The organism is Mesorhizobium kowhaii, assembly GCF_003253745.1.
Lineage (GTDB): Bacteria > Pseudomonadota > Alphaproteobacteria > Rhizobiales > Rhizobiaceae > Mesorhizobium > Mesorhizobium kowhaii.
This window is the reverse complement of the sequence record NZ_MZXV01000065.1, coordinates 12,540-34,814: the sequence shown is the minus strand read 5'-3', so window position 1 is coordinate 34,814 and position 22,275 is coordinate 12,540. Positions and strand designations below refer to the sequence as shown.

At 63.0% G+C, this 22,275-nt stretch carries 23 protein-coding genes; 13 read left to right on the top strand and 10 right to left on the bottom strand.

All coding sequences use genetic code 11. The features are described from left to right. The first annotated feature begins 17 nt into the window (after positions 1-17). Positions 18-749, top strand: coding sequence for a hypothetical protein (locus B5V02_RS41225; RefSeq protein ID WP_342633887.1), 732 nt, complete (start codon positions 18-20; stop codon positions 747-749). A gap of 213 nt (positions 750-962) precedes the next feature. On the opposite strand, the gene B5V02_RS30710 is transcribed toward B5V02_RS41225, so the two are convergent. After that, the gene (locus tag B5V02_RS30710; RefSeq protein ID WP_111547771.1) at positions 963-1,625 is read right to left on the bottom strand and encodes a response regulator; all 663 of its coding nucleotides are present in this window, start codon (positions 1,623-1,625) and stop codon (positions 963-965) included. Further along, complete coding sequence (locus B5V02_RS30705) at positions 1,622-3,013, bottom strand: sensor histidine kinase (RefSeq protein WP_111547770.1); 1,392 nt, start codon at positions 3,011-3,013, stop codon at positions 1,622-1,624. Before B5V02_RS30705 ends, B5V02_RS30710 begins: the two co-directional genes overlap by 4 nt. Positions 3,014-3,180: 167 nt before the next feature. On the opposite strand from B5V02_RS30705, the gene B5V02_RS30700 reads away from it, so the two are divergent. The 6 genes from B5V02_RS30700 to B5V02_RS30675 all read left to right on the top strand — a co-directional run bounded on the left by B5V02_RS30700 (position 3,181) and on the right by B5V02_RS30675 (position 8,116). After that, positions 3,181-3,522: a hypothetical protein gene (locus tag B5V02_RS30700; protein ID WP_111547769.1), complete on the top strand. Its 342-nt coding sequence runs from the start codon at positions 3,181-3,183 to the stop codon at positions 3,520-3,522. Between the two features lie 14 nt (positions 3,523-3,536). Continuing rightward, a complete protein-coding gene (locus B5V02_RS30695) occupies positions 3,537-4,238 on the top strand; it encodes a phosphatase PAP2 family protein (protein WP_111547768.1) in 702 nt (233 codons plus the stop codon). A gap of 285 nt (positions 4,239-4,523) precedes the next feature. Continuing rightward, positions 4,524-4,802: a helix-turn-helix domain-containing protein gene (locus B5V02_RS30690; RefSeq protein WP_111547767.1), complete on the top strand. Its 279-nt coding sequence runs from the start codon at positions 4,524-4,526 to the stop codon at positions 4,800-4,802. Between the two features lie 67 nt (positions 4,803-4,869). Continuing rightward, the gene (locus tag B5V02_RS30685; protein ID WP_111547766.1) at positions 4,870-6,606 is read left to right on the top strand and encodes a SulP family inorganic anion transporter; all 1,737 of its coding nucleotides are present in this window, start codon (positions 4,870-4,872) and stop codon (positions 6,604-6,606) included. A 187-nt stretch (positions 6,607-6,793) separates the two neighbouring features. Further along, positions 6,794-7,336 (top strand): hypothetical protein, encoded by a 543-nt coding sequence (locus B5V02_RS30680; protein WP_111547765.1) that lies wholly within the window; start codon positions 6,794-6,796, stop codon positions 7,334-7,336. 291 nt (positions 7,337-7,627) lie between these two features. Beyond that, a complete protein-coding gene (locus B5V02_RS30675) occupies positions 7,628-8,116 on the top strand; it encodes a hypothetical protein (RefSeq protein WP_111547764.1) in 489 nt (162 codons plus the stop codon). 99 nt (positions 8,117-8,215) lie between these two features. Here B5V02_RS30675 and B5V02_RS30670 read toward each other — a convergent pair whose 3' ends face one another. Then, complete coding sequence (locus tag B5V02_RS30670; RefSeq protein ID WP_111547763.1) at positions 8,216-8,863, bottom strand: glutathione S-transferase family protein; 648 nt, start codon at positions 8,861-8,863, stop codon at positions 8,216-8,218. A 266-nt stretch (positions 8,864-9,129) separates the two neighbouring features. Here B5V02_RS30670 and B5V02_RS30665 point away from each other — a divergent pair, with 266 nt between their 5' ends. Together B5V02_RS30665 and B5V02_RS30660 are read left to right on the top strand one after the other, a co-directional pair. Then, positions 9,130-9,273, top strand: a complete 144-nt coding sequence (locus B5V02_RS30665; RefSeq protein ID WP_245446305.1) for a hypothetical protein — start codon at positions 9,130-9,132, stop codon at positions 9,271-9,273. 106 nt (positions 9,274-9,379) lie between these two features. Beyond that, positions 9,380-9,982, top strand: coding sequence for a sulfotransferase family protein (locus tag B5V02_RS30660; protein ID WP_111547762.1), 603 nt, complete (start codon positions 9,380-9,382; stop codon positions 9,980-9,982). A 104-nt stretch (positions 9,983-10,086) separates the two neighbouring features. Here the strand turns inward: B5V02_RS30660 and B5V02_RS40875 are convergent, their stop codons facing one another. Beyond that, positions 10,087-10,374 carry a hypothetical protein gene (locus B5V02_RS40875; RefSeq protein WP_208647164.1) on the bottom strand — a complete coding sequence of 96 codons (288 nt, stop codon included), beginning with the start codon at positions 10,372-10,374 and terminating at the stop codon, positions 10,087-10,089. A gap of 283 nt (positions 10,375-10,657) precedes the next feature. Here B5V02_RS40875 and B5V02_RS30650 point away from each other — a divergent pair, with 283 nt between their 5' ends. Both B5V02_RS30650 and B5V02_RS30645 read left to right on the top strand, forming a co-directional pair. Then, positions 10,658-14,086 (top strand): acyl-[ACP]--phospholipid O-acyltransferase, encoded by a 3,429-nt coding sequence (locus tag B5V02_RS30650; RefSeq protein WP_208647163.1) that lies wholly within the window; start codon positions 10,658-10,660, stop codon positions 14,084-14,086. 148 nt (positions 14,087-14,234) lie between these two features. Continuing rightward, positions 14,235-15,383, top strand: a complete 1,149-nt coding sequence (locus B5V02_RS30645) for an amidohydrolase (protein WP_111547783.1) — start codon at positions 14,235-14,237, stop codon at positions 15,381-15,383. Positions 15,384-15,576: 193 nt separating this feature from the next. On the opposite strand, the gene B5V02_RS30640 is transcribed toward B5V02_RS30645, so the two are convergent. After that, a complete protein-coding gene (locus B5V02_RS30640) occupies positions 15,577-17,571 on the bottom strand; it encodes a BTAD domain-containing putative transcriptional regulator (RefSeq protein ID WP_111547761.1) in 1,995 nt (664 codons plus the stop codon). A 173-nt stretch (positions 17,572-17,744) separates the two neighbouring features. Here B5V02_RS30640 and B5V02_RS30635 point away from each other — a divergent pair, with 173 nt between their 5' ends. Beyond that, positions 17,745-17,987: a DUF1127 domain-containing protein gene (locus B5V02_RS30635; RefSeq protein ID WP_111547782.1), complete on the top strand. Its 243-nt coding sequence runs from the start codon at positions 17,745-17,747 to the stop codon at positions 17,985-17,987. A 147-nt stretch (positions 17,988-18,134) separates the two neighbouring features. Here the strand turns inward: B5V02_RS30635 and B5V02_RS30630 are convergent, their stop codons facing one another. From B5V02_RS30630 to B5V02_RS41980, 5 genes are all read right to left on the bottom strand, one after another. Then, on the bottom strand, positions 18,135-19,061 hold the full coding sequence (locus B5V02_RS30630; protein WP_111547760.1) for a DMT family transporter: 927 nt from the start codon (positions 19,059-19,061) through the stop codon (positions 18,135-18,137). Between the two features lie 168 nt (positions 19,062-19,229). Then, positions 19,230-19,859, bottom strand: a complete 630-nt coding sequence (locus B5V02_RS30625) for a DNA-3-methyladenine glycosylase (protein ID WP_111547759.1) — start codon at positions 19,857-19,859, stop codon at positions 19,230-19,232. Further along, positions 19,838-20,218: a nuclear transport factor 2 family protein gene (locus B5V02_RS30620; protein ID WP_111547758.1), complete on the bottom strand. Its 381-nt coding sequence runs from the start codon at positions 20,216-20,218 to the stop codon at positions 19,838-19,840. The genes B5V02_RS30625 and B5V02_RS30620 overlap by 22 nt, the downstream gene beginning before the upstream one ends. A gap of 185 nt (positions 20,219-20,403) precedes the next feature. Further along, complete coding sequence (locus B5V02_RS41985; RefSeq protein ID WP_245446302.1) at positions 20,404-20,907, bottom strand: SMP-30/gluconolactonase/LRE family protein; 504 nt, start codon at positions 20,905-20,907, stop codon at positions 20,404-20,406. Then, the gene (locus B5V02_RS41980) at positions 20,877-21,263 is read right to left on the bottom strand and encodes an SMP-30/gluconolactonase/LRE family protein (protein ID WP_245446300.1); all 387 of its coding nucleotides are present in this window, start codon (positions 21,261-21,263) and stop codon (positions 20,877-20,879) included. The genes B5V02_RS41985 and B5V02_RS41980 overlap by 31 nt, the downstream gene beginning before the upstream one ends. Before the next feature lie 112 nt (positions 21,264-21,375). On the opposite strand from B5V02_RS41980, the gene B5V02_RS30610 reads away from it, so the two are divergent. Continuing rightward, a complete protein-coding gene (locus tag B5V02_RS30610) occupies positions 21,376-22,176 on the top strand; it encodes a helix-turn-helix domain-containing protein (RefSeq protein WP_111547781.1) in 801 nt (266 codons plus the stop codon). Positions 22,177-22,275 lie beyond the last annotated feature (99 nt).

The following is a 22,275-nucleotide window of genomic DNA, read 5'->3' as shown; positions in this document are numbered from 1 at the left end:
CCCCCGGCGGAGGTGACTTGATGTTCGGCGTGTGCAGCCGCCAGGCATCAGGAAAGCCCAGCTTCCCGTCGGCGATGGCGGTCGCCGCCGTCCATACGCGGCATTTATTAGCACATGCTTGGGACTTTAGTCCAATCTTGCGCTTGCAAAGGTCCTGGGTGACAAGCGCAACGGTCGGGTACGGCTTTCGAGGATCATTTCTTTCGGCGATGCTGTGCAACTGCAACGTCGACGGTGGCACGCCAGCTCAATCGACGGAGATCAGGATGCATGGATCGATGACGACCCGTTGTTGCCGGCTGGCGCTCAGATCGGCAGCCGCGCTGGCGCTGACCATCGCTCCCTATCAGATTGCCCTCCACGGCTCCGCTCCTGGGATCTACGCCGCTAGCGCTCAAGCCGGCAACGGCAACGGCGGCGGTGGCGGTGGTGGTGGTGGTGGCGGTGGCGGCGGCGGCAACGGTGGCGGTGGCGGCAACGGTGGCGGTGGTGGCAACAGCGGCGGCAAAGGAAACAGCGGCAACTCTAAATCCGGCCAGGGGCAGAGCGACAATGGCAACGGCCATCATGTCAACGCCAAGACCGGTGACCAGGTCGACGTGGAAGGCAAGACGATCACGGTCCGGCATCCCGACGGCATAACGGAAAAGATCGAGAATGGCCGTTTCAGTATGGAGGATTCGCTCGGGCGTACGATCATCGAGCGCGGAGCGACGCCTGCGGATGTCAGCCGCCTCAAAGCCTTGTGAAGTTGGCCAACAGGCAACGGCCAGCTTCACACGTCACCTCCGCCGGCCCCCCCGGCGGAGGTGACCTCGTTTTTGTCCGGCGTCACCCGCGGCATGGAGCGGTTTATCGTTTCACAGAAACGCAGAACCGCTCCATCTCTTTGTTTTGACGCAATTCCGGACGGAAAACCGTTTCACACTTTTCCTGGAATTGCTCTAGGAATGCCGAAGCCTCTACGAATGGTTCCGGTCCCGGTCGCGCGACTCACGCATCATCAAGGCTGCTTCGGTGCGGTTTCGCACATTGAGTTTCGAGAGCACGCCGGTCATGTGATGCTTCACGGTCTTCTCTTGCAGCTCCAGCCGCAAGGCAACTTCCTTATTGCTTAGCCCCTCCGCCACCAGCCGCAGAATTTCTGCCTGTCGCTCGGTGAGTTGCCGCAGCCGGTCCGCTATGCCGTCGGTCGGCTGCAGGGACTGGAGATCCGAAAGCAGGCGGGCCGACAGCGTCGGCGAAAGATAGCTTTCGCCGGCCGCCACGCTGTGCAGGATGTCGGCGAGCCCGCGCGACCCGATGCCTTTGAGGACATAGCCACGCACCCCAGCGTTCAGGGCCCTGGTCACATCGGCATTGGCCTCCGAGACGGTCAGCATGACGATCTTCTGGGCGGGATGGCCGGCAAGGATGCTTGCAACCGCGGTCAGACCGCCGCCCGGCATGGAGATATCGAGCAGCAATATGTCGGGCCGTACCGTCGACACGATGCGTTCGGCATCCTGCGCCGTGGCGCCCTCGCCAACCATCTCGAAGCCTCCGATTTCCGTCAGGCTGCGCGTCACGCCCTCGCGAAACAGGGGATGATCGTCGATAATGGCAATGCGAATGGCGTCGATCATGCTTGCTCCTCGACCGATAAACGGATCACCAATCGCGTGCCGTGCGGCCCGGTCAAGGTTTCGAACTGGCCGCCAATGCTTTCGACCCGCTCCCTGAGGCCGGCGAGCCCGAGGCCCTCGACGCGAGCTGGATCGAAGCCTGGCCCGCCGTCCGAGACTTCAACGAAAAGCCTGCCACCCTTCATCCCGGCACTCACCGCCTGATCCTTGCCTCGTCCGTGGCGATAGGCATTGTTCAACCCTTCCTGCACGAAACGATAGATGCTGATCTTCTCGGAGGCGCCGGGCTCTGGCAAGTGTCCGGCCAGCGTCAGTGTCACCGACGTTCCCGTCCTCAGCTCGTGTTCGTTGACGGCCAGCCGCAGAATGTCCGTTGTGGCAGCCGTCTCTATCTGCGGCAGGACGAGGCCGGTGCAGATACCGCGTATTTCGCGCATCGCGTCCTCCAGCGTCTTGCGGATCATCGCGACCTCGGTCGAGCGGCTTTCGCTCGAATGGCCATCGCCGGAAAATACCGGACTATCCATGCGCAGCGCCGCCAGCGCGACGAGTTGGGCCGGACCGTCATGGAGGTCGGCGCCGATGCGGCGCAGGTATCTTTCGTTGAGCGCGGTGGCGCGGCGGGACGCCCGCTGCACGCGTACCCGCAAGGCATTGTTTTGCGCCACCAGGCCCTGCAGCTCCGACACCTGGCGGCGCAGCGCCCCGCGCTGATCGTCGATGGTGCGACTGCCGCGCAGGACGATGCCGGACAGGAGCAGAAATGCCGCCAGGGTTGCGCCAGCCACGATCAGCCAGCTCGACAGCAGAGCGGAAGCCAGGGTGGCTTGGAAGTCGTCGGCGATTTCATAGAATTCGGTGACGGCCACCACTTCGCCAGACCAGGGTTCGCGCACGGGATTGTAGATCTCCAGCAACGGCAAGCCGATCGCCTCTTCCTGGATTTCGTTCTCATCGAACGTATCGAATTGGGCGACGACATTGCCCTGGAAGGCGGAACGCAAACCGTCGGTCAGATCGAAGCGGCGGCCAATCAAGGCTGCATCCTTCGCGTAGAGAACCGTGCCGTCACGGCGCCAGAGCCTGAACGATACGATGCGCTTGCCGAGCGCGCCTTGGCCAAGCGTCTCGTCGAGCGCCTGCTTGGCGCTGTCGCTGAGTTCCTGGCTCTTGCGCAAGTCGGGCAGCAGCGGCGCAATCACGCTGTCGACATAGAGGGCCGTCGTGGCGGCCGAATTGCGGGTGACGCCTTCCCGGATCTGTGACGTCACCCAGGCGCCCACCACCAGCATGACGGCCAGAAGCCCAAAGCCGCCGGCAACGAGGAATTGCAGGGCGAGAGAAAGCTCGCTCCAGCGTCGCGATACGTTTTGAAGAATGCGAATCATGGTCCCCGACCGCCCTTCAATCGATAGGCTGGGCGATACCGGCACATTGAGCTTCCATCTTGCGGTTGCCAAGACTTTGTTTGATCAAGGTCGCTTGACGTCCCGGCGCGCTTCGGAAACAAGTCCGCGATACACGCGGCGCGAGCCGCTTCGAGAGGGGACGGGACGTGAGCTTTTCGGGGTTGCTGCAGCTTGGCTTTTCGACAGTGATCTTCCTGCTGGCGGCGATGGCGGCCAAGCAATGGGGCATGGCGCCGAGCCTTGGCAAGATCCTGCTGACGCTGGCGCTCTATTCGCTGGGCAATCTGATCATGCTGCGGCTGATCCGCGAATTCGGCATGTCGGTGTCGTTCAGCCTGTCGGCCGTCATCCAGTTGGTGTCGGTGAATGTCGTCGCCCTGATGTTCTTCGGCGAGCGCGTCAACGCGCTGCAGGCGACCGGCATCGTGCTGGCGATCGCCGCTGTGGCGCTGATCACGCTCGGGCCCTATCTGCAAGGGCGGTTGTAACGGGCGAATTGCCGATGAAGAACGCCGCGAACGCTCTCATGAACCGGGTCGAATTTTCGGTGCTGCTGGCCGGCCTGGTCATCGCCGGCTGCCTGTGGGGGTTCGAGGAGTTGATGGAGGTGGCGCGCGCCACCACGCCGCACGCCTTCGACACCGAAATCCTGCTCGCCTTCCGCCAACCGGGCCAGCCGGGTGTGCCGATCGGCCCGTTTTGGCTGGAGGGTGCCATGCGCGACATCACCAGCCTCGGCAGCTCGGCCGTGCTGGTGCTGATCACGGCGGCGACGATCGTCTATCTGTTGTTGATCCGCCGGCCGGCCACGGCGCTGCTCATCTTCGTCGCTGTGGCGGGCGGCCAAGTGCTGTCTAGCCTGCTCAAAGTCGGCGTCGACCGGCCGCGGCCCGAGCTCGTTTCGCATCTGGTCAACGAGACCTCGCTGTCCTTTCCGAGCGGCCACGCCATGCTGTCGGCGGTGACCTATCTGACGCTCGGCTCGCTGGCCGCGCGCTTCCTGCCGGGCCGGGTGACGAAGATCTATGTGTTGTCGCTCGCAGTGCTGACGACGCTGCTGGTTGGCGTCAGCCGCATCTATCTCGGCGTCCACTGGCCGTCGGATGTGCTGGCCGGCTGGTGCGCCGGCTTCGCCTGGGCGATGCTGTGCTGGTTGGCGGCGCGGGCTCTGCAGCGGTGGCGCGGACAGAGCGACGACGCCTGATCAATCGCCGTCAGATCAGTCGGTTGATCAGCCCATGTCCGCAGCCTGCCAGCAAAAAAACCACCGACAGCAAGCATGCCGATGTCATGAAGGTCTTGAAAAGATTCACCCGCGTTGCCCCCTGCCCCAGATGGAGCACCCTAGCTCGCAATCCTCGGGAAGTATCTGACAAAATGGACAAGCAGGCGGCGGCGCTTACGTCTCAGACATTCATGTTGATGCTTGAAACATCACAATGATGGTATTATACGCTAGACCTGCAGACTCAGACGGGGATTTCGGCCGATGATCACTGCCGCGCAGATGCGCGCCGCAAGGGCGCTGGCCGGCATCGATCAGAAGACGCTCGCCGAACGCGCCGGCGTTTCGCTTCCGACCATCCAGCGCATGGAGGCGAGCGACGGCGTGGTCAGGGGCGTGGTCGATACGCTGATGAAGGTCATCCAGGCTCTCGACGAGGCCGGGGTGGAGCTGATCGGCGAGCACCAGACCAGCGAGCGCGGTGGCAGGGGCGTGCGCCTCAAGCCTGTCGTGCCGCCAGATCCAAAGGCTGAGCCGGCATAAAGTCGCGACGGCGACCGCCGACAGTCCTGCCGACGATCCCGCCGCCTTCTGGAGCGGAAGGCAGTTCATGGATCAGACGCAGCGGGCAGTGCATCAACCGGCCCAGAAGTCGGCCCAGAAGTCGGCGAAGCCGACATTTTCCGAATTGTTCACGCCAAAGCTGGTGACAGTCTGGCGCGAGGGCTACCACCTGCCGCAGTTCAAGGCCGACTTCATGTCCGGCCTGACCGTCGCCATCGTCGCGTTGCCGCTGTCGATGGCGATCGCGATTGCCTCGGGCGTGACGCCGGAGCGTGGCCTGTTCACCGCCATCGTCGGCGGCTTCATCGTCTCGGCGCTGGGCGGCAGCCGCTTCCAGATTGGTGGGCCTGCCGGCGCCTTCATCGTGCTGGTGGCGGCAACGGTTCAGCGCCAAGGTGTCGACGGACTGCTGTTGGCAACCTTGATGTCGGGCGTCTTCCTGCTCGCCATCGGCTATCTGCGTCTTGGCACCTACATCAAATTCATCCCCTATCCGGTGACGGTCGGCTTCACCGCCGGCATCGCGATCATCATCTTCTCCGGCCAGATCGTCGAACTGTTCGGGCTGAAACTTGCCGGGCCGGAGCCCGGGCCGCTGCTGCCGAAACTGATGGCGATCGGCGCGGCGGCCGGCACGATCAACATCTCGGCGACGCTGGTGGCGGTGCTGACCATCGTCACCATTGTCGCGCTGAAACGCTGGCGGCCGGGCTGGCCGGGCATGCTGATCGCCGTCGGCCTGGCCTCGCTGGTGGTGGCGCTGCTAACGCTGCCGGCGGAAACGATCGGCACGCGTTACGGCGGCATTCCGCGCAGCCTGCCGTTTCCGGCGCTGCCGGCGCTCAGCCTCGACAAGGCGATCGCCGTGCTGCCGGACGCCGTCGCCTTTGCACTGCTCGGTGCGATCGAATCACTGCTGTCGGCCGTCGTCGCCGACGGCATGACGGGCCGGCGGCACCGTTCCAATTGCGAACTGGTGGCGCAAGGCTTCGCCAACATCGCCTCGGCCCTGTTCGGCGGCATGTGCGCCACCGGCACCATCGCCCGCACCGCGACCAATGTCCGGGCCGGCGCGCATGGGCCGGTTTCGGGCATGCTGCACTCTCTCTTCCTGCTGGTCTTCATGCTGGTGGCTGCACCGCTCGCCAGCTACATCCCGCTTGCCGCCCTTGCCGGCGTGCTGGCGGTCGTCTGCTGGAACATGTTCGAGAAACAGGCCTTCGCCACGCTGCTGCGCGCGTCGCGTGGCGATGCCCTGGTGCTGATGGCGACTTTCCTGATCGTCGTCTTCCGCGACTTGACCGAAGGCATCGTCGTCGGCTTCGCGCTCGGCTCGGTCCTGTTCATCGACCGTATGGCCAAGTCGATCGCGGTCGAGGCGGACTTGCCGCTGGTGCAGGAAGATGTCGCCGACAGCAGCGGCCGCGCCTATGATGCCAGCGAGGCAAGCGACGTCGACACCGTCGTCTACCGCATCTCGGGCGCCTTCTTCTTCGGCGCCGCATCGACGGTCGGCACCGTGCTCGACCGCATCGCCGACCAGCGCAAGAACTTCATCCTCGATTGCTCGGCCGTGCCGTTCTTCGATTCGACGGCGGCCAATGTCATCGAGGGCGCCGCCCACAAGGCCAAGCGCGCCGGTGTCCGCTTCATCATATCGGGTGCTGCGCCGCCGATACGGCGCATGCTGATCAACCACGGCGTCAAGCGGCCGCTGGTGACCTACGCCGCCTCGATCCGGGATGCGCGGGCGCAGCTCAACGGGAAACGAGAGACGGAATAGCAAACCGCGATTTGCCGGCCGGTGGCCACGATGTCAGCATGAATCACCCGCCATACATTAGACAGCGCTAAAGCTTCTTCATTGTCCGGAAGCATGCGATCTGCTACTGTTTTGATACCGACAAACGGCTCTGGATAGCCGCGCGTCCGACATCATGCACAAGACCAACTCAAACCGGAGAACGGCCATGAAACGGCTTCTGACGGTCGCTGCCCTTTTGGCGGCGAGCAGCTTGTTTGCAATGCATAGAGCAGCGGCCGATGATGCTGCGATGATCAAGAGCGCTGAATCCGCCGCGCCCGCCGCAGTGGGAAGCGGCGCTGCGATCTACGCCATGGATGACAAGGGTGCTATGCGCACGCTGCGCGAGGGCAAAAACGGCTTCTGGTGCATGCCGGACAGCCCGTCCACGCCTGGTCCAGACCCGATGTGTGGCGATGCCAACTCGATGGAATGGGCCATGGCTTGGGTCGAAAAAAAGGAACCGCCCAAGGGCAAGGTCGGCTTCATGTATATGCTGTCCGGCGGCACCGACGGCAGCAACACCGATCCTTATGCGACGAAGCCCGAGGAAGGCAACAACTGGATAGAGACCGGCCCGCACGTGATGATCGTCAACGCAATGGACATGATGCAGGGTTATCCGACGGATCCCAAGCCTGACACATCCAAGCCCTACGTGATGTGGGCGGGCACTCCCTACGCTCATCTCATGATCCCAGTTAAGTAGCTGAATAGAGCGCCACGCGGGCGCAAACGCTTGTTTCGCCCGCGCGTGTTTGCGGGGATGATCGATCTTCTGATACGCGGCCACTGTCGCATCTCCAGATCGCTTTGACATGCTTGTGGCCTAAATCAGCATCGCGAGCCGATATCCGCCCTGTTCACGAACCTTCGAAACGCGTGCTAGGCTCGAAGCATGAAAAGACTTTGGCCGTTCACTTGTTTTGTCCTCACTGTTGCCTGCGCGTTCACCGGCGCGCGAGCACAGGATTTCGATCGTGCCCCAGGCGAGGACGACATGGCTTTCGCGAAACGTGTCGTCGGGTTCTCGAATGAGGCTGACCCGCACACGACAGCCGTAAGCTGGAACGGCCTTCAGACACTATTCGTCGACTACGAGACGACTGATGAATATCCAGAACGCCCGCTCGTAGCGCTGCAACAGCAATCCGAAAACGGGTACCGTACAATCCAAATCACGGTCGGTGAACAAGAGGGCGGCACGCCGGATATAGCGCTCGGCCTCGCCAACGCCGATCATGATCCGGCAAAGGAGTTGATCGTCATACTTGCCTGGCCTCAGAAGCACTACGATGTCGAGGGGACGCTTTACGAGGCACGCATTTTCGACAGCCCCAAGCCAGGCCGGAAGGCGCTCGCCCAGTTGAAAGTGAGCCAGAAGTTCGACGCCACATGCGACTGCTCGTGGCGCGATGGCACGACGGAGCGTTCCCGCTTCAAGACGATCGCGGCGGTCAAGGCTGAGCTGAAGCGCCTGGGCTATTAGCCGCCGCGGTGGTTTTCGCAGAATGCTGCCGCGGTCGCCTTGCTTACCGGCACAAGTTGTCCGCCGGTTGAATGTCAACTTTCGAGCCCAGAACGGCCTTCATCCGCCGGTCGATGCTGCCGTGAAAACCGCCAATTGAGCGTCGTAGGCACGCTTGAACGCCGGCCGCGCTTCGCCGCGGGCGACATAGGCGGCGAGGTTCGGATCCAGCAAGCCCGATCCGTTCAACCTGCGCAGGACACCCACCATCACGAGGTCGCCCGCGCTGAACGCACCATCGAGCCAGTCGGCATCGCCCAGGCGATTGGAGAGTTGCCCCACCCGGTCACGGATGCGCTTCTCGACAAGCGGCAGACGCTGCTCGTACCAGGTCTCGTCGCGCTCGAGGAACATGGCGGCTACGCGTTCGAGAATCGGCGGTTCAATCGTGTTGAGCGCGGCAAACATCCATGTGATCGCCCGCGCCCGGGCATTCGCATCGTCTGGCAGCAGGCCCGCATGGCGCTGCGCGATATGGAACACGATGGCTGCCGACTCGAACAGAGCGAGGTCGCCTTCTTGATAGGTCGGAATCTGCCCGAAAGGATGCAGCGCACGATGCGCGGGCTCCTTCATCTCGCTGAACGAAACAAGACGAACGTCGTAAGGCTGGCCCACCTCTTCGAGCGCCCAGCGAACACGCATGTCACGTGCCTGTCCCTTGCCGCGGTCGGGCGAGCGTTCAAAGGCTGTGATGGTCGGGATCATTGGAGGGCTCCTGGTGATTGCATGACGCTGTCGAGAGTTAGCTGCGGGATCTTTCTCATGGTCCGGTGTCCGGTTCTTGGCACTTTGCATCCAGAGGACGAACGACCGGCGTCACTCCCGACAACCTACCTCGTTTTTAGCCACGGGATTTCGCGGTTCGAACCTTGGCTGCCGTTCCGGAAATGCCGCACGTGTGGTCGAGCTTTGACGACGCCAGGAGAACTGCGCATGGTATGGAGAATCGATCCTGAGCGGAGACGGAAAACGTGACCCTGACCAATCGAGACCTTCTCGAGCTCACGGCGTGGCGGCGCAAGCTGCACCAGCATCCGGAAATCTCGAATGAAGAGGAAAAGACCGCGAAAGAGGTCGTCGACTTCTCGCCGATACAGGGCCGGACGAGGTGCTGACCAGATTGGGCGGACACGGCGTGGCGGCGATCTACGAAGGAAACCGCCTCGGATGGTGCTCGCAAGCGACTGATCTGACGGCTGTAGGCCTGAACCGGGGGGGACAATGGCGATAAGGGTAATCGGAACGGGCTTTGGCCGGACAGGAACGGATTCGATGCGCGAGGCGCTGACGATCCTTGGCTTCGGCCCCTGTCACCACATGTTCGAAGTCATGGCCAATGAAGACCAGAAGCGGCTTTGGCGTGCGCTGGCGCAGGGCGCGACACCCGACTGGAACCAGCTGTTTGCGGGCTACGCGTCCTGCATCGATTGGCCCTCGGCGCACTATTGGCGTGACCTGATTGAGTTCTACCCGGACGCCCGGGTTATCCTGACATACCGATCGCCGGAAAGCTGGTGGAAAAGCTTCGAGAACACGATCCTGGCAGGCATCAGCCAGAGCACGGATCAGGAGTCGCTGGGTCTTGCCTTGATCTCCAGGCAGGTCTTCGGCGGTCGGCCCCACGATCGCGCCAATGCCATAGCCGTCTACGACGCCAATGTAAGGGCGGTCATTGCGACAGTGCCGCCGGGTCGGCTGCTGGTCCACAATCTGGGAGACGGATGGGAGCCGCTCTGCCTGCATCTTGGCGTGCCAGTACCGGACCAGTCCTATCCCAATCGCAACAACACCAAAGACTTTCAGTCGGCTCTTGCTCAGAACTAGTCTGACCGTCTGCAATGGGTCAGGTCACGACGATGTTCGCGACGACATTCGGAACCGGACTTGGGGTAGCGTCAACTTTTGACCCAAAGGCGACCTTCGTCCCATCAATTTTCAACAGCGGCTTTGCGCCACAAGCTGGCTGGCGACCGCCGGCTGCAGCGCGCCGCCGCGGAGCGCGCTGCCGCGGTGCTCGAACCGCTGATAAAAACGATTGGCAAGCCGGCTTGATTGTATCCGGCCTGAAACAGACCAACACCGACCCGACTTAACCCTGAAACGAAAAGATCATATCGAATGATCACCAACAGCCACGCGCCCAAGAACTCAAGCGCCTGGAAAACGTTCACCATGGCCAGTTTCGCCATCGCCGCCTCGATGAGGGTGGACGGCATCTACTTCATGGAGGCATGATTCGCCGCCAAGGGGCTCCATTCGATGGCCGCGACGATGCTCGTGCATACCTCGATCATCATCACCAAGGCGCTGCGTGACGCGGAAGAAGCAAGCCGCTCCATCAACCGGCTGGAAGTTGTCAGACCGAGAAGCTGCTGATGGACGTCAGCCGCAGTAACGAAGTGTAACCGCGTTCCCGCTACAACAAGGCTCAAACCGCGCAAGACCGCTGGATCGATCCGGCCAGGATTTCAACGGCCTTGCCCAATGGAAGTCGCCGCTATGGACATCGCCCCGAACAATCATGCGAACGGCCATCTGATGACGTCACGGCGCTTTGCGCCTCTCTTCTGGACGCAATTCCTGTCCGCCTTCAACGACAATTTCCTCAAGAACACGCTGGTGTTCCTTATTCTGTTCACCCTGGCGGCGGACAAGGCGGCGTCACTGGTCACCCTGGCGGGTGCCGTCTTCATGGCTCCCTTCCTGCTCTTGTCCGCCCTCGGTGGCGAGATCGCCGACCGGTTCGACAAGGCCCTCATCGCCCGTCGGCTGAAATTCACCGAGATCGCCGCTGCTGCTGTCGCTGTCGTCGGCATCGCGCTGTCGTCGATCCCGGTGCTGATGGTGGCTTTGTTGATGTTCGGCATCATCTCGGCACTGTTCGGACCGATCAAATACGGCATCCTGCCGGATCATCTCGAGCGCAAGGAATTGCCCGGCGCCAATGCCTGGATCGAATCGGCGACCTTCGCCGCCATCCTCGGCGGCACCATCGCCGGCGGCGTCGTCTCGGCCGATGGCATAGGCGTCTCGGTTTTCGGGCCGATAATGATGATCCTCGCCGTCAGTTGCTGGGTTGTCAGCCGCTACATCCCGTCAACCGGTTCTGCCGCCCCTAACCTCGTTATAGACAGGAACATCTTTCGCTCGACGTGGCGTCAGGTCAACGGATTGCGTGCCGACAAGCGAATCTGGCGCGCCGGACTGATGACGTCGTGGTTCTGGCTGATCGGGGCCATCGTCCTTTCGATCCTGCCTACCTTGGTCAAGGATTCGCTCGGCGGCAACGAGATGGCGGTCACCGTCTATCTCGCCGTGTTCGCCGTCTCGATCGCCATTGGCTCCGCCATTGCCGCGTGGATGTCGCAGGGACGTATCGTGCTCTTGCCTGCACCGGTCGGCACGGCGCTGCTTGCGGTGTTCGGACTGGACCTGGCCTGGACCATCTGGAGCATGCAGCCTTCGCCCAGGGCCGAAAGCCTTGCCATGTTCTTCGCCGGGCCAAACACGATCCATGTTGCGATCGACCTCGCCGGCATGGCCATTGCCAGCGCTTTCCTTGTGGTGCCGACCTTCGCCGCCGTGCAAGCCTGGTCGCCCGAAGAGCGCCGCGCTCGCGTCGTCGCCGCCGTGAGCATCGTCAATGCAGGCTTTATGACGGTCGGCGGCGTGCTCGTCGCCGCGATTCAGGCAGCCGGCGTCTCCACTGGAGGCATCCTGTTCGGCCTCGCCGCGTTCAACGCCGTCGCCGCCTGGTTGATGCTGAAATACCTGCCGACGAACGCTTTCCGCGATTTCGTCTCCATCCTGTTCCGCGCCTTCCATCGCCTCGAAGTCGAGGGGATGGAAAACCTCAAGGCGGCCGGCCCGGCGCCGATCCTGGCGCTCAACCATGTCAGCTTCCTAGACGGTCCGCTGGCGCTGACGCTGACCGATGAGGAGCCGGTCTTCGCCATTGACTACACCATCGCCCAGGCCTGGTGGATGAAGCCATTCATGAAACTCGCCCGCGCGCTGCCGCTCAACCCGGCCAAGCCGATGTCGACCCGCACGCTGATCAAGATCGTGCAAGGTGGCGATCCGCTGGTCATCTTCCCGGAAGGCCGCATCACCGTCACCGGCGGCTTGATGAAGGTCTATGACGGCGCCGCCATGGTTGCCGACAAGACTGGTTCGATGGTCGTCCCGGTGCGCATCGACGGGCTGGAGAAGAGCTATTTTTCGCGGCTGACCTCGCTGCATGTGCGCCGCCGCCTGTTCCCAAAGGTCAAGGTGACCATCCTGGAACCGGTCAAGCTCGAAGTGCCGCAGGAGCTTAAGGGCCGCAAGCGTCGCGCCGCGGCGGGCGCCGCCCTCTATCAGGTGATGTCGGACCTCGTCTTTCGCACGCAGGACATCGACAAGACCGTGCTGGAGAAGATCATTGAGACGGCGAACGAACGTGGCATGAAGCAGCTCGCCGTTCAGGACCCGGTCACCGGTTCGCTGAGCTACGGCAAGCTGCTGACCGCTGCCGCAGTGCTCGGTGAGAAATTCGAGACGCTTTATGCCGGTCAGCAGACGCTCGGCATCATGCTGCCGAACGCCAACGGCTCCTGCGCGACCCTGCTCGGCGTCATGTCGGCCGGCAAGGTTCCGGCGATGATGAACTTCACCGCCGGCGCGGCCAACATCTTCTCCGCCTGCAAGGCCGCCGAGGTGCGCACCGTGCTCACGTCGCGCGCCTTCATCGAACAGGCCAAGCTCGGCGCCGTCGTCGAAGAGCTCTGCCGCTCGGTGAGCATCGTTTGGCTCGATGACCTGCGCGCCACTATCGGCCTCAAGGACAAGCTGCTCGGCCTCTTGCGCAAAAGCACGCCGCGCGTTGCCCGCAAATCCACGGATCCGGCCGTGATCCTGTTCACGTCAGGCTCTGAAGGCACACCGAAGGGTGTGGTGCTGACCCACCGAAACATCCTGGCCAACGCCGCCCAGGCCGCGTCGCGCATCGACTTCCATGCCGGCGACAAGGTCTTCAACGTGCTGCCGATCTTCCATTCCTTCGGCATGACGGCGGGCACGGTACTGCCGCTGATCTCCGGCGTGCCGATCTACTTCTACCCCTCGCCGCTGCACTACCGCATCGTGCCGGAACTGGTTTACGCGTCGAACGCGACCATCGTCTTTGGTACCGACACGTTCCTCGCCGGCTATGCGCGCACCGCGCACCCTTACGACTTCCGCTCGGTGCGCTATTGCTTTGCCGGCGCAGAGCCGGTCAAGCCTTCGACGCGCCAGACCTACATGGAGAAGTTCGGCCTGCGTATCCTCGAGGGCTATGGCGTGACCGAAACCGCGCCGGTGATCTCAATCAACACGCCGATGTACAATCGCTCCGGCAGCGTCGGCAAAATCATGCCCGGCATGGAGTATCGCCTGGATCCGGTTCCCGGCGTCGAGGATGGCGGACGGCTTTTCGTGCGCGGGCCCAATGTCATGGCCGGCTATCTCAGGGCCGAAAAGCCCGGTGTGCTCGAACCGCTTGAAGACGGCTGGCATGACACCGGCGACGTCGTCGCCGTCGACGACGCCGGCTTCATCACCATTCGCGGCCGCGCCAAGCGTTTCGCCAAGATCGGCGGCGAGATGATATCGCTGGCCGCCATCGAGGCGCTGGCGGGCGAATTGTGGAAAGGCTCGCTGTCGGCGGTCGCCGCCATGCCGGATGCGCGCAAGGGCGAAAAGCTGATCCTCATCACCGAGGCCGCCAACGCCACGCGCGCCGAATTTCTGGCCTTCGCCAAAGCCAACGGCGGCATGGACCTGATGGTGCCGGCCGAAGTGCGCGTCGTTGCGAAAGTGCCAGTCCTCGGCTCCGGCAAGCTCGACTTCGCAGCTGTGACCAAAATGGTGCGCGGCGAAGAAGAGATGAAGATCAAGGCGGCTTGAGCCAGTCGTAACCAATGGCCGACGGACCAAGCCGGCCCGTTAGCCTTGAGCAACTGAGGTCGTCTTTGGGTCAGAGATGCCGGTTCCGGCGAAGGTCCGCTTCGCTGCGTGTGTTATGCAGAATTCAGCGCAAGCGGAGACGGAAAACGTGACCCTGACCAATCGAGACCTTGTCGAGCTCACGGCGTGGCGGCGCCAGCTTCACCAGCATCCGGAAATCTCGAATGAAGAGGAGAGGACCGCGAAAGAGGTCGTCGACTTCCTCGCCGATACAGGGCCGGACGAGGTGCTGACCGGATTGGGCGGACACGGCGTGGCGGCGGTCTACGAAAGCGGCAAGGCGGGACCAACGGTGTTGTTCCGCTCGGAACTCGATGCGCTGCCGATCCACGAACTTTCGGACGCGCCACATTCATCGCTGGTGCCAGGCAAGTCGCATATGTGTGGCCATGACGGACACACTGCGATCCTGGCAGCACTTGGCCGTCAGTTGGGGCGCGAGAGGCCCGCTCGCGGCCGTGTCGTGCTGATGTTCCAGCCGGCGGAAGAAACCGGCAATGGCGCGGCCGGCGTCGTCGCCGACCCGCGCTTCGGCGCGATTGCGCCGGATTTCGCGTTCTCATTGCACAATCTGCCGGGCGTGCCGCTCGGCGAGGTCCGGCTCAAACCGGGCGTGGTGAACTGTGCCTCACGCGGCATGCGCATCGTGCTGGAGGGGAAGACCGCGCATTCGTCCATGCCCGAGACCGGCGTTTCGCCCATGATGGCAATCAGCCAACTGATGCCGGCCTTGCCGGCGCTCGGGCGCGGAACCTTTGCCGACGACGAATTCAGCATGGTCACCGTCACCCATGTCGAGATGGGCGAAGCCGTGTTCGGCATCGCGCCCGGCCATGCCGAGATCTGGGCGACGCTGCGCACCCGGCGCGACGACCGCATGGCCAACCTATGCGCCGCCGCGGAAGCTCTGGTCACGCGAATCGCCGCCGAGCATCGTTTGTCGCCTCGGTACGACTACCATGAGGTGTTCGTTGCCAGCGTCAACGCGCCGGAGGCGGTGGAGCATCTGCGGCGAGCCCTCGATGAAGAGGGCGTCTCGCACGGAGAAGAAAACCTGCCGATGCGTGCCTCGGAAGATTTCGGCGTGTTCGGCCACAAAGCAGCATCGGCGATGTTCTTCCTGGGTGCCGGCGAGCGGCACCCGGCGCTGCACAATCCGGACTATGACTTCCCGGACGACCTGATCCCGATTGGATCGAAGGTGTTCATGCGGACAGTGCGCAACCTTCTGGGCTGACGTCTGCCAATGCAGAAAACGACATTCCACCGACTCGTGGGGACACCGTTTCGTCGTGTGAAGTTGGCGAGTGCCGATATCGGCCGTACAGATCCGCTTTGCGGCTTCCTGAAAGCTGACGTCGTATGCGACCGCGCTCGAGGTCGGCGTGCGCCAGAAGCAGACGATGCGAAACCCCGCGATTATGCATTGGTCAGCGTTCGGGCAATCCCGCCACCCTCAGAGCTTCGGCCACCTGATCCGCCCACTCCGGCATGTGTCGGAAGAAAGGTAACGACCGATATCGCTCGATCGTGAAGCCCGGCTGGGCGGCGAGGAGCTTTTGCGCGGCCCATCGTGCGGTCTCGAGGTCTCCGTCCATCGCCGACCAGGCGGCGAGGTATCGATAGGACATGATGATGTCTGGATGGGCGGCGATGACCTCACGGGCGATGGCGGCGGCCTGGGAAAGAGAACCTGTCTTGGCCATGGCGGTGGCCATTCCCAGCCTCATGTTGAATGTGAGCGGATCCATTGGGCTCAGTGTCATCGCCTGCTGGAACCGTTCGGGCGCGTGAGCGACTTCGCCCTTGTAGATCGCGATCCAGCCATGGCGCGCCCATGCCCACGCATTGTTTGGATCAAGCTTGAGCGCCTTCTCGATAAAGGTGGTGGCGCGCTCCTGATCGCCGCACATGCTCATGGCCGAGCCGGCGGCGGTCAACGCGGTTGGATCGTCGCTGATCGAGCCTGCAGCCTCAACCGTCGCGCGCGCCTTTTCCAGCTCGTTCTCCGGCTGATCGGTCCACAGATACGCGGCCTTCGAGGCGTGGCACCATGCCAAAAGCGCATGCGCGCGACCATAGGCCGGATCGATCGCTATCGCCTTTTGCAGCAGCTCTATCGCCTGGTTGTTGGTGTCCTTGCGGCGGCCCCAAAGGTTCGGATAGGCGCGCATGACGAGATCATAGGCCCGCAGGCTGGTCGGCGGCTTGCGCTTGGCCAGCTCGATCTCGGCGCCGCGGATGGCCGGATGGATGGCGCCGGCCACCTGCGCGGCAATCCTGTCCTGGAACTCGAACACGTCCTCCGTCGCACCCTCGTAGCGCTCGGACCACAGTTGCGTCCGCGTTTCGGCATCGACCAGTTGCACGGAAATGCGCAGCCGGTCGCCGCCCCGCCGAACAGTGCCTTCGACCACGTAAGCGACGCCGAGTTCCCTGCCGACCTCGCGCACGTCGACGAAGCGGCCCCTGTAAGTGAAAGCAGACTGGCGCGCGATAACGAAGAAATCCCGGATGCGGGAAAGCGCGGCAGTGATCTCCTCGACAACGCCGTCGGCAAAATACTCGTCGTCCGCTCCACCAAGGTTATCGAAGGGCATCACCGCCACAGACGGCTGGTCATGCGGCCTCGCCGGGATGGTGACAGGCTGAGGCGGCTGGGCGGTGTCGAGCGCCGACGCAGCCTGTCGATTTCCGCTCCGCGTTTGCAGAGACGCCGCCAATGAGTGCGTCTCTGCCTCGGGTTGCACGTTCAGATGCTTCTTCAGCAGCGCGCGGCAGGACTCGAACTGGCGCAAGGCCGCATTTTCATGACCTCTGGCAGCGTGGATTCGCATGAGAGCTCGATGTGCTGGCTCCGCGGTCGGATCCGAGGCGAGCAGCCTTTCCGCGAGCCCTTCGCAAGCCGCTTGATCCGCGGATCCGGCTTCAGGCTGTGCCAGGCTCAGGCGCTCTACCAATTGCAGCGCTCTCTGCCGGTATCTGATCTGATACGGGCTGAACCATTCATCCAGACCGTCCGGAATGGCTTCACCGGCCAGGACATCGCCACGGTAGAGGTCGGCGGCGAAGGCGAGGTCCGCCGTCGCGCTTTCGGCGAGCTTCCGCTCAAAGAGCCAAATATCCGCGTCGTCCAGACTGGCTGTCAGCGCCACCGTCTCCTGATCCCCCTCGACATAGATGGCTGCGTCGCCGCTAGCGGGAAACCATCGCCTGATATCGGCCAGGGCCTGGCGCAGACTGTTGCGTGCCTGCGCGTCGCCTCGTCCTGGCCAGAACCCTTCAGAAAGTTGCTCGCGATGGTGGCCGCGACGACCCGCCAGGACCAGAGCAGCAAAAAGAAGCGCGGATTTACGCGTTGCGAAGCGGGCGGGCCGGCCCTCTCCGGAAGTCACTTCGAGACCGCCAAGCAACCGAATGCGCACGAGCCCTCTCCAGATTTCGAATGCGCTGGCAGCACAATAGCATCTTCGGCAGCCGATTTAACGCGGATTTAACGGCAGCCCCCCGTGCTTTCCTCCGTGGTTCACGCCCGACTGAACAGCCGCAAAGCGCCCGTGTGACAAGCTTCGATGGTAATCTGAAACGGGAGAGTAAAATGACTGACACGCAAGCTCGCGCCGAGACCCGCACATCGAAACGTCAGCTGCCTGGCGTAACGTCGAAAAGCGTGGCAACGGTGGTCGCCGCCTTCACGGCGTGGCAGCGAACCATTGCAGCGCGCAGGGCGACAAAAGACCTGACGCCTGATCAGTTAAAGGACATCGGCTATCCGGAGTCCCCTGCGCCAAAGTTCATCGTCAAGGTCGGCCTCATGACGGATCTGATGTCGATGAGGTAAGGTTGGCGATGATCCAAGTGGCGTCTTACCCTGGCGCAACTTCGCTTTTGGTCGTGGAGAGCAGACCGCTCCGCCCCTGGTTGCGCCCGTCGGCCATGCAAGAACGTATGGCCGCTTGGGGCCGGGAACGCGAGAAGACGCGCTTCCTCACACTGTCGCCTCGATCGGCTCGGCAAGCTTCGGGTTTGCGCGCGCGGCGATCAGGCAGCCGGCGACGATCAGGCATGCTCCAGTCAGCGTGGTCCAGGTCGCCTCCTCGTCGAAGAAGAACCAGCCAAGCGCGATCGCCCAGATGAAGGCCGAGTATTCCGTCGGGATCAGATATTGCGCTTCGGCGCGGGCGTATGACCAGCTCATCAGGAATTGCCCGGCAAGCGACAGCACCGTCACCCCGGCCAGGGGAAGCCAAAGATTGGTCGGCAGCGCAACCGCGAGCCACGGCGCGGCGAGGCCGAGGATAATGGCCACGCAAAGGTTCTGGAACAGCATGATCTCGATTGGTTTGGCCAACTGCGCCTGTTGCCGCGCCAGGATCAAATTGTAGCCGTAGAACACCGTCGATACGAGCACCGCTGCCGTGCCAAGCATGGCATCGTGCGAATAGGCTGCCTGGCCGAACTGGCCGGCCATGATGATCGCGACGCCGGCAATGCCGGCCAGCGATGCCCAAATGGCCTGCCGCCGGATTCGTTCGCCGAGCAACAATGCAGCGAGGAAGAGGGCGAACAAGGGCGCGATGAAGCTGAGCCCGATCGCCTCCGCCAGCGGCAGCCTGGCGAGGCCCCAAAAGAAGCATATCAGGACGATGCCGACGACAGCGGCACGCAGCGCATGCAGCCGCAGCACCGCAACGGTTGGCTTTGAGCGCGACCCTGCCGACCAGGCTGCACCGGCGACGACAGTCGCGACCATGCTGCGCCACAGCACCGTGTTGTAGACGCCGACGGCGATAACCAGGGTCTTCATCGCCGCATCCATCCCCGACAGCAGGAAGATCGCGAAGGCGCATACGAGCACCGGGGTCATCGGCGAAACGGCGCCGGTCAGGCTGGATGTCTTCACGGCGTCACTCATGTGCAGCCGGATATCTCAGAGCGCACGGCAGGACCAGATGGCAGCCCCGTCGATATGGCGGTCCAATCCGGAGCGCAGGATTTTGCGGCCCGGTGCATTCGCCAACAGCGCAAACGGGGCTTCGGGTCCTGCCTGCCTTTCAAGGGAGGAGGCGACTGTGGCCGTCTCTTATTGGCTGAGCGATCTTGGACCGCTGACGAACAGACTCTCCCTGACATAAAACCGCAGCAGGCGGTCCGCATCCTTCGAAATGCCGATCCTGATGCTCTGCCCGATTTCGCCGGGTTCGTGGCCGTCGCGTGCAAGCCACAAAGAACCTTCTCGGCAAAGATCGAGCCCGTCCAGCGAACGATCAATCCGCAGCGCCGCCGCGAGCCTTCCCGGTCCCCGTGCCAGGTCGCGTAGGCGCTCGACGCCGCGATTGAGGCGCATGATCGAAATGCCTTCGAGCGGCTCGAGTGCCCGGATCAGGACGCCGGTTCCGATCCCTTGCATCTCGCTCGAGACATTCAGCATGGTGGAGATGCCGTAGGCGAGATAGACATAGGCGTGCCCGCGCTCGAGAAACAGCGAACGATTGCGCGGGGTCATCCCCCGGTAGCCATGCCCGGCGGCGTCGCCGACGACATAGGCCTCGGTCTCGACAATGCGGCCGCTGGCGACGCCTTCCGGCAACTCGCGCACCACCACCTTGCCAATGAGATAGCGGGCGAGAGCGGCCGTATCCGCCGGCAGCTCCGCGCGGGCGAGCGGCGGATGATCATCCTTGTTGCGGTTCACGGCATCCGCTCTGCCCATTGCGCGCGCGAAAGCCCCGGCTCGAACGGATCGCCGAAATACTGGGTCTCGCGGGCCACCTTGCCATCGAGGAACTCCATGATGCTCACGGTGTAAGACGGCCGCCCATCATAGGCCAGGACATATTCAGTGACCCAGAGGTCGCCCGTGCCGATGATCCGCCGCACCGTTAAGCGCTTCCGGTTCGGCTGCGCGGCGCGAGACGATTGAATCTTCCGCCGCCCACGGACGCGCTCGCCCGATTGCGGATAGTCGAGCACCGCGTCCTCCCGGTAGATCTGGTGCTCCGCCTCGAAATCACTCGCATCGGAGGCGGCCCAGTGGCGATCCAGAGCCGCTAGTATCTCCCTGTCGTCCATATTAAATCTCCTTCGCCGCCGGCCGGCGCACCATACGCTGGCCTGGAGCATGATCCCGAAAAGTGGGTCCCGGTTTTCGGGATCATGCTCAAACAACAGATAGAGCGGGCCTTCCAGAGGGGCATCCCAGCGAAGGGGCGGGTCACGACGCTAGAGAGCCGGCTAACAATGTCGGGAGACAGTTCTCAGTCGAGTGTCAGCGCGGCCACTTCGCCCTCGTTCATCAGCGGCACATAGAGGATCGACTTGCCGTCGGTGCCGATGTCGGCGCTGCCCGGCTTGAAATGCGCCACCGCTTCCGGCGCGGCGCCGGCATGATAGCGGTAGAGCGTGCCGGTCATGTAGGCGGTGGCGTAGATGGTGTCGCCGATGGCGATGACGCCGTCGAGGTCGGCGAATTTCTGCGCACCTGGCAATGGCGAAACCACCTTGCTGGCGAGATCGACCGACAGCAGTCCGCCCGGCTCCGCCGTGTTGAAGTCGGGCTTGATGCCCTTGCCCCAGGAGGCAACGATCAGCCGGTCGCCATCGGCGAAGACGCCGTTGGGCGAAGCCAGCATCGCGTCCTTGATGAACAGTTCCGGCCGGTCGCCGTCGATGCGGTAGATGGCGTCGGCCAGCATGTCGGTGACATAGACCTTGCCGGATTGGTCTGATGTCATGTCGTTGAGGAAGACCGCGTTCGGCACCGTGATGCTGGAACCAGTTTGCCGCTGGCGAGATCGACGACGCGAACCTTCGTGATGTCGGCGACATAGAGCTTGCCACCCGATATCGCCATGCCCTTGGGTGCGTCCATGCCGTCGGTCCAGTGCTGGGTGACCGTCTTGCCGTCGATGGACAGCACCGACAGATAGCCGTTGCCGTCGGCATCGCCGGGATTGCCGACGATGTTGGAGACGATGATGCGGTTGTTGGTGGCGTCGAACAGCGCCGATTCCGGCTGTTCGAGGCCAGTCGCGCGCCAGAGTTCGCCCGCCTGGGCAGCAGGCGCCGCCGCGATGCCGATGATTGCGAAAAGGGCTGAGGGGATGAAGCGGTTCATGAGTGCTCTCCTGTTATGACGGGAAGAGCTATGGTTTTCGATACTTTCCGAAAAGGCCGATTACCGCTAGTATCGAAAGTCGATACCAAACTGCCGGCAAGAGGTGCATCCGATGAACGGTCTGATCTTCGAAGCGCTGAAACGGACGCTGAAGGCGAAAGGCGTCACCTATCGCCAGCTTGCCGAACGCATGGGCGTTTCCGAGCCGACGGTAAAGCGCATCTTCCACGAGCGCAACTGCAAGCTCGACCGGCTGATGGAGATTTGTACGGCTGCCGGGGTCGAACTGGAAAACGTGCTCGGTTCGATGAACCGCGGGCCGGGGCCGGTCAACCACATCGCGCCGGAAATCGAGCGCAAGCTCGCCGGCAGGCCGGCGCTGCTGTTCATCTTCGTCATGCTGTCGGAGAAATTCACCCCCGAAGGCATCATGCGCTCGCAAGGCCTGAGCGAGGCATCGATGTTCCTCTATCTTCGCGATCTGGAGGAGCTCGGCCTGATCGCGCTCGGCCGGGGTCTGACGGCGCGATTGTTGGTCGAGGCGCCGATCCAGTGGAATTTCGAAGGGCCACTGCGGCCCCTGTTCGAGATGACCAACAAGAATTTCATCGGCTGGGCCATCACCCATATCGACAAGGAAGCGACCTTCGTCAGCTTCTCCAGGCGGATGCGGCCGGAGACGGCGGAGATGGTGCGGCGCGAGGCGGAGGATCTGGCGGACCGCGCCAAATTGCTTGCCCATCACGACCAGCACACCACGCCGGAGGAGGGGCTGGTCGGCTACAAATGGACGTTTGCGTTTGGCGCAACGCCGTTTCCGGCGATCATGCCGATCGGCCCGCACCCGCGCGATGCCGGCGCGTTCGATCGGCCCGCCACTCCTGCAAAGGGACGCCGCCCGTTACCGGCCTGACACGGCCAACTATCCCGAGCAGGATAGGGCGCGTTGGGACAGAACAGATCTGGCACCAACACGGCGGGCCGAACGCATCCATGTAGAGAATGACGCCGG

Excerpts from the sequence above, each read along its gene's own strand:
- B5V02_RS30710 (WP_111547771.1), bottom strand. The coding sequence starts at position 1,625 with ATGATCGACGCCATTCGCATTGCCATTATCGACGATCATCCCCTGTTT.
- B5V02_RS30705 (WP_111547770.1), bottom strand. The coding sequence starts at position 3,013 with ATGATTCGCATTCTTCAAAACGTATCGCGACGCTGGAGCGAGCTTTCT.
- B5V02_RS30695 (WP_111547768.1), top strand. The coding sequence starts at position 3,537 with ATGAAGAACGCCGCGAACGCTCTCATGAACCGGGTCGAATTTTCGGTG.
- B5V02_RS30690 (WP_111547767.1), top strand. The coding sequence starts at position 4,524 with ATGATCACTGCCGCGCAGATGCGCGCCGCAAGGGCGCTGGCCGGCATC.
- B5V02_RS30685 (WP_111547766.1), top strand. The coding sequence starts at position 4,870 with ATGGATCAGACGCAGCGGGCAGTGCATCAACCGGCCCAGAAGTCGGCC.
- B5V02_RS30680 (WP_111547765.1), top strand. The coding sequence starts at position 6,794 with ATGAAACGGCTTCTGACGGTCGCTGCCCTTTTGGCGGCGAGCAGCTTG.
- B5V02_RS30675 (WP_111547764.1), top strand. The coding sequence starts at position 7,628 with ATGGCTTTCGCGAAACGTGTCGTCGGGTTCTCGAATGAGGCTGACCCG.
- B5V02_RS30670 (WP_111547763.1), bottom strand. The coding sequence starts at position 8,863 with ATGATCCCGACCATCACAGCCTTTGAACGCTCGCCCGACCGCGGCAAG.
- B5V02_RS30660 (WP_111547762.1), top strand. The coding sequence starts at position 9,380 with ATGGCGATAAGGGTAATCGGAACGGGCTTTGGCCGGACAGGAACGGAT.
- B5V02_RS40875 (WP_208647164.1), bottom strand. The coding sequence starts at position 10,374 with ATGCCGTCCACCCTCATCGAGGCGGCGATGGCGAAACTGGCCATGGTG.
- B5V02_RS30650 (WP_208647163.1), top strand. The coding sequence starts at position 10,658 with ATGGACATCGCCCCGAACAATCATGCGAACGGCCATCTGATGACGTCA.
- B5V02_RS30635 (WP_111547782.1), top strand. The coding sequence starts at position 17,745 with ATGACTGACACGCAAGCTCGCGCCGAGACCCGCACATCGAAACGTCAG.
- B5V02_RS30630 (WP_111547760.1), bottom strand. The coding sequence starts at position 19,061 with ATGAGTGACGCCGTGAAGACATCCAGCCTGACCGGCGCCGTTTCGCCG.
- B5V02_RS30625 (WP_111547759.1), bottom strand. The coding sequence starts at position 19,859 with ATGGGCAGAGCGGATGCCGTGAACCGCAACAAGGATGATCATCCGCCG.
- B5V02_RS30620 (WP_111547758.1), bottom strand. The coding sequence starts at position 20,218 with ATGGACGACAGGGAGATACTAGCGGCTCTGGATCGCCACTGGGCCGCC.
- B5V02_RS41980 (WP_245446300.1), bottom strand. The coding sequence starts at position 21,263 with ATGAACCGCTTCATCCCCTCAGCCCTTTTCGCAATCATCGGCATCGCG.
- B5V02_RS30610 (WP_111547781.1), top strand. The coding sequence starts at position 21,376 with ATGAACGGTCTGATCTTCGAAGCGCTGAAACGGACGCTGAAGGCGAAA.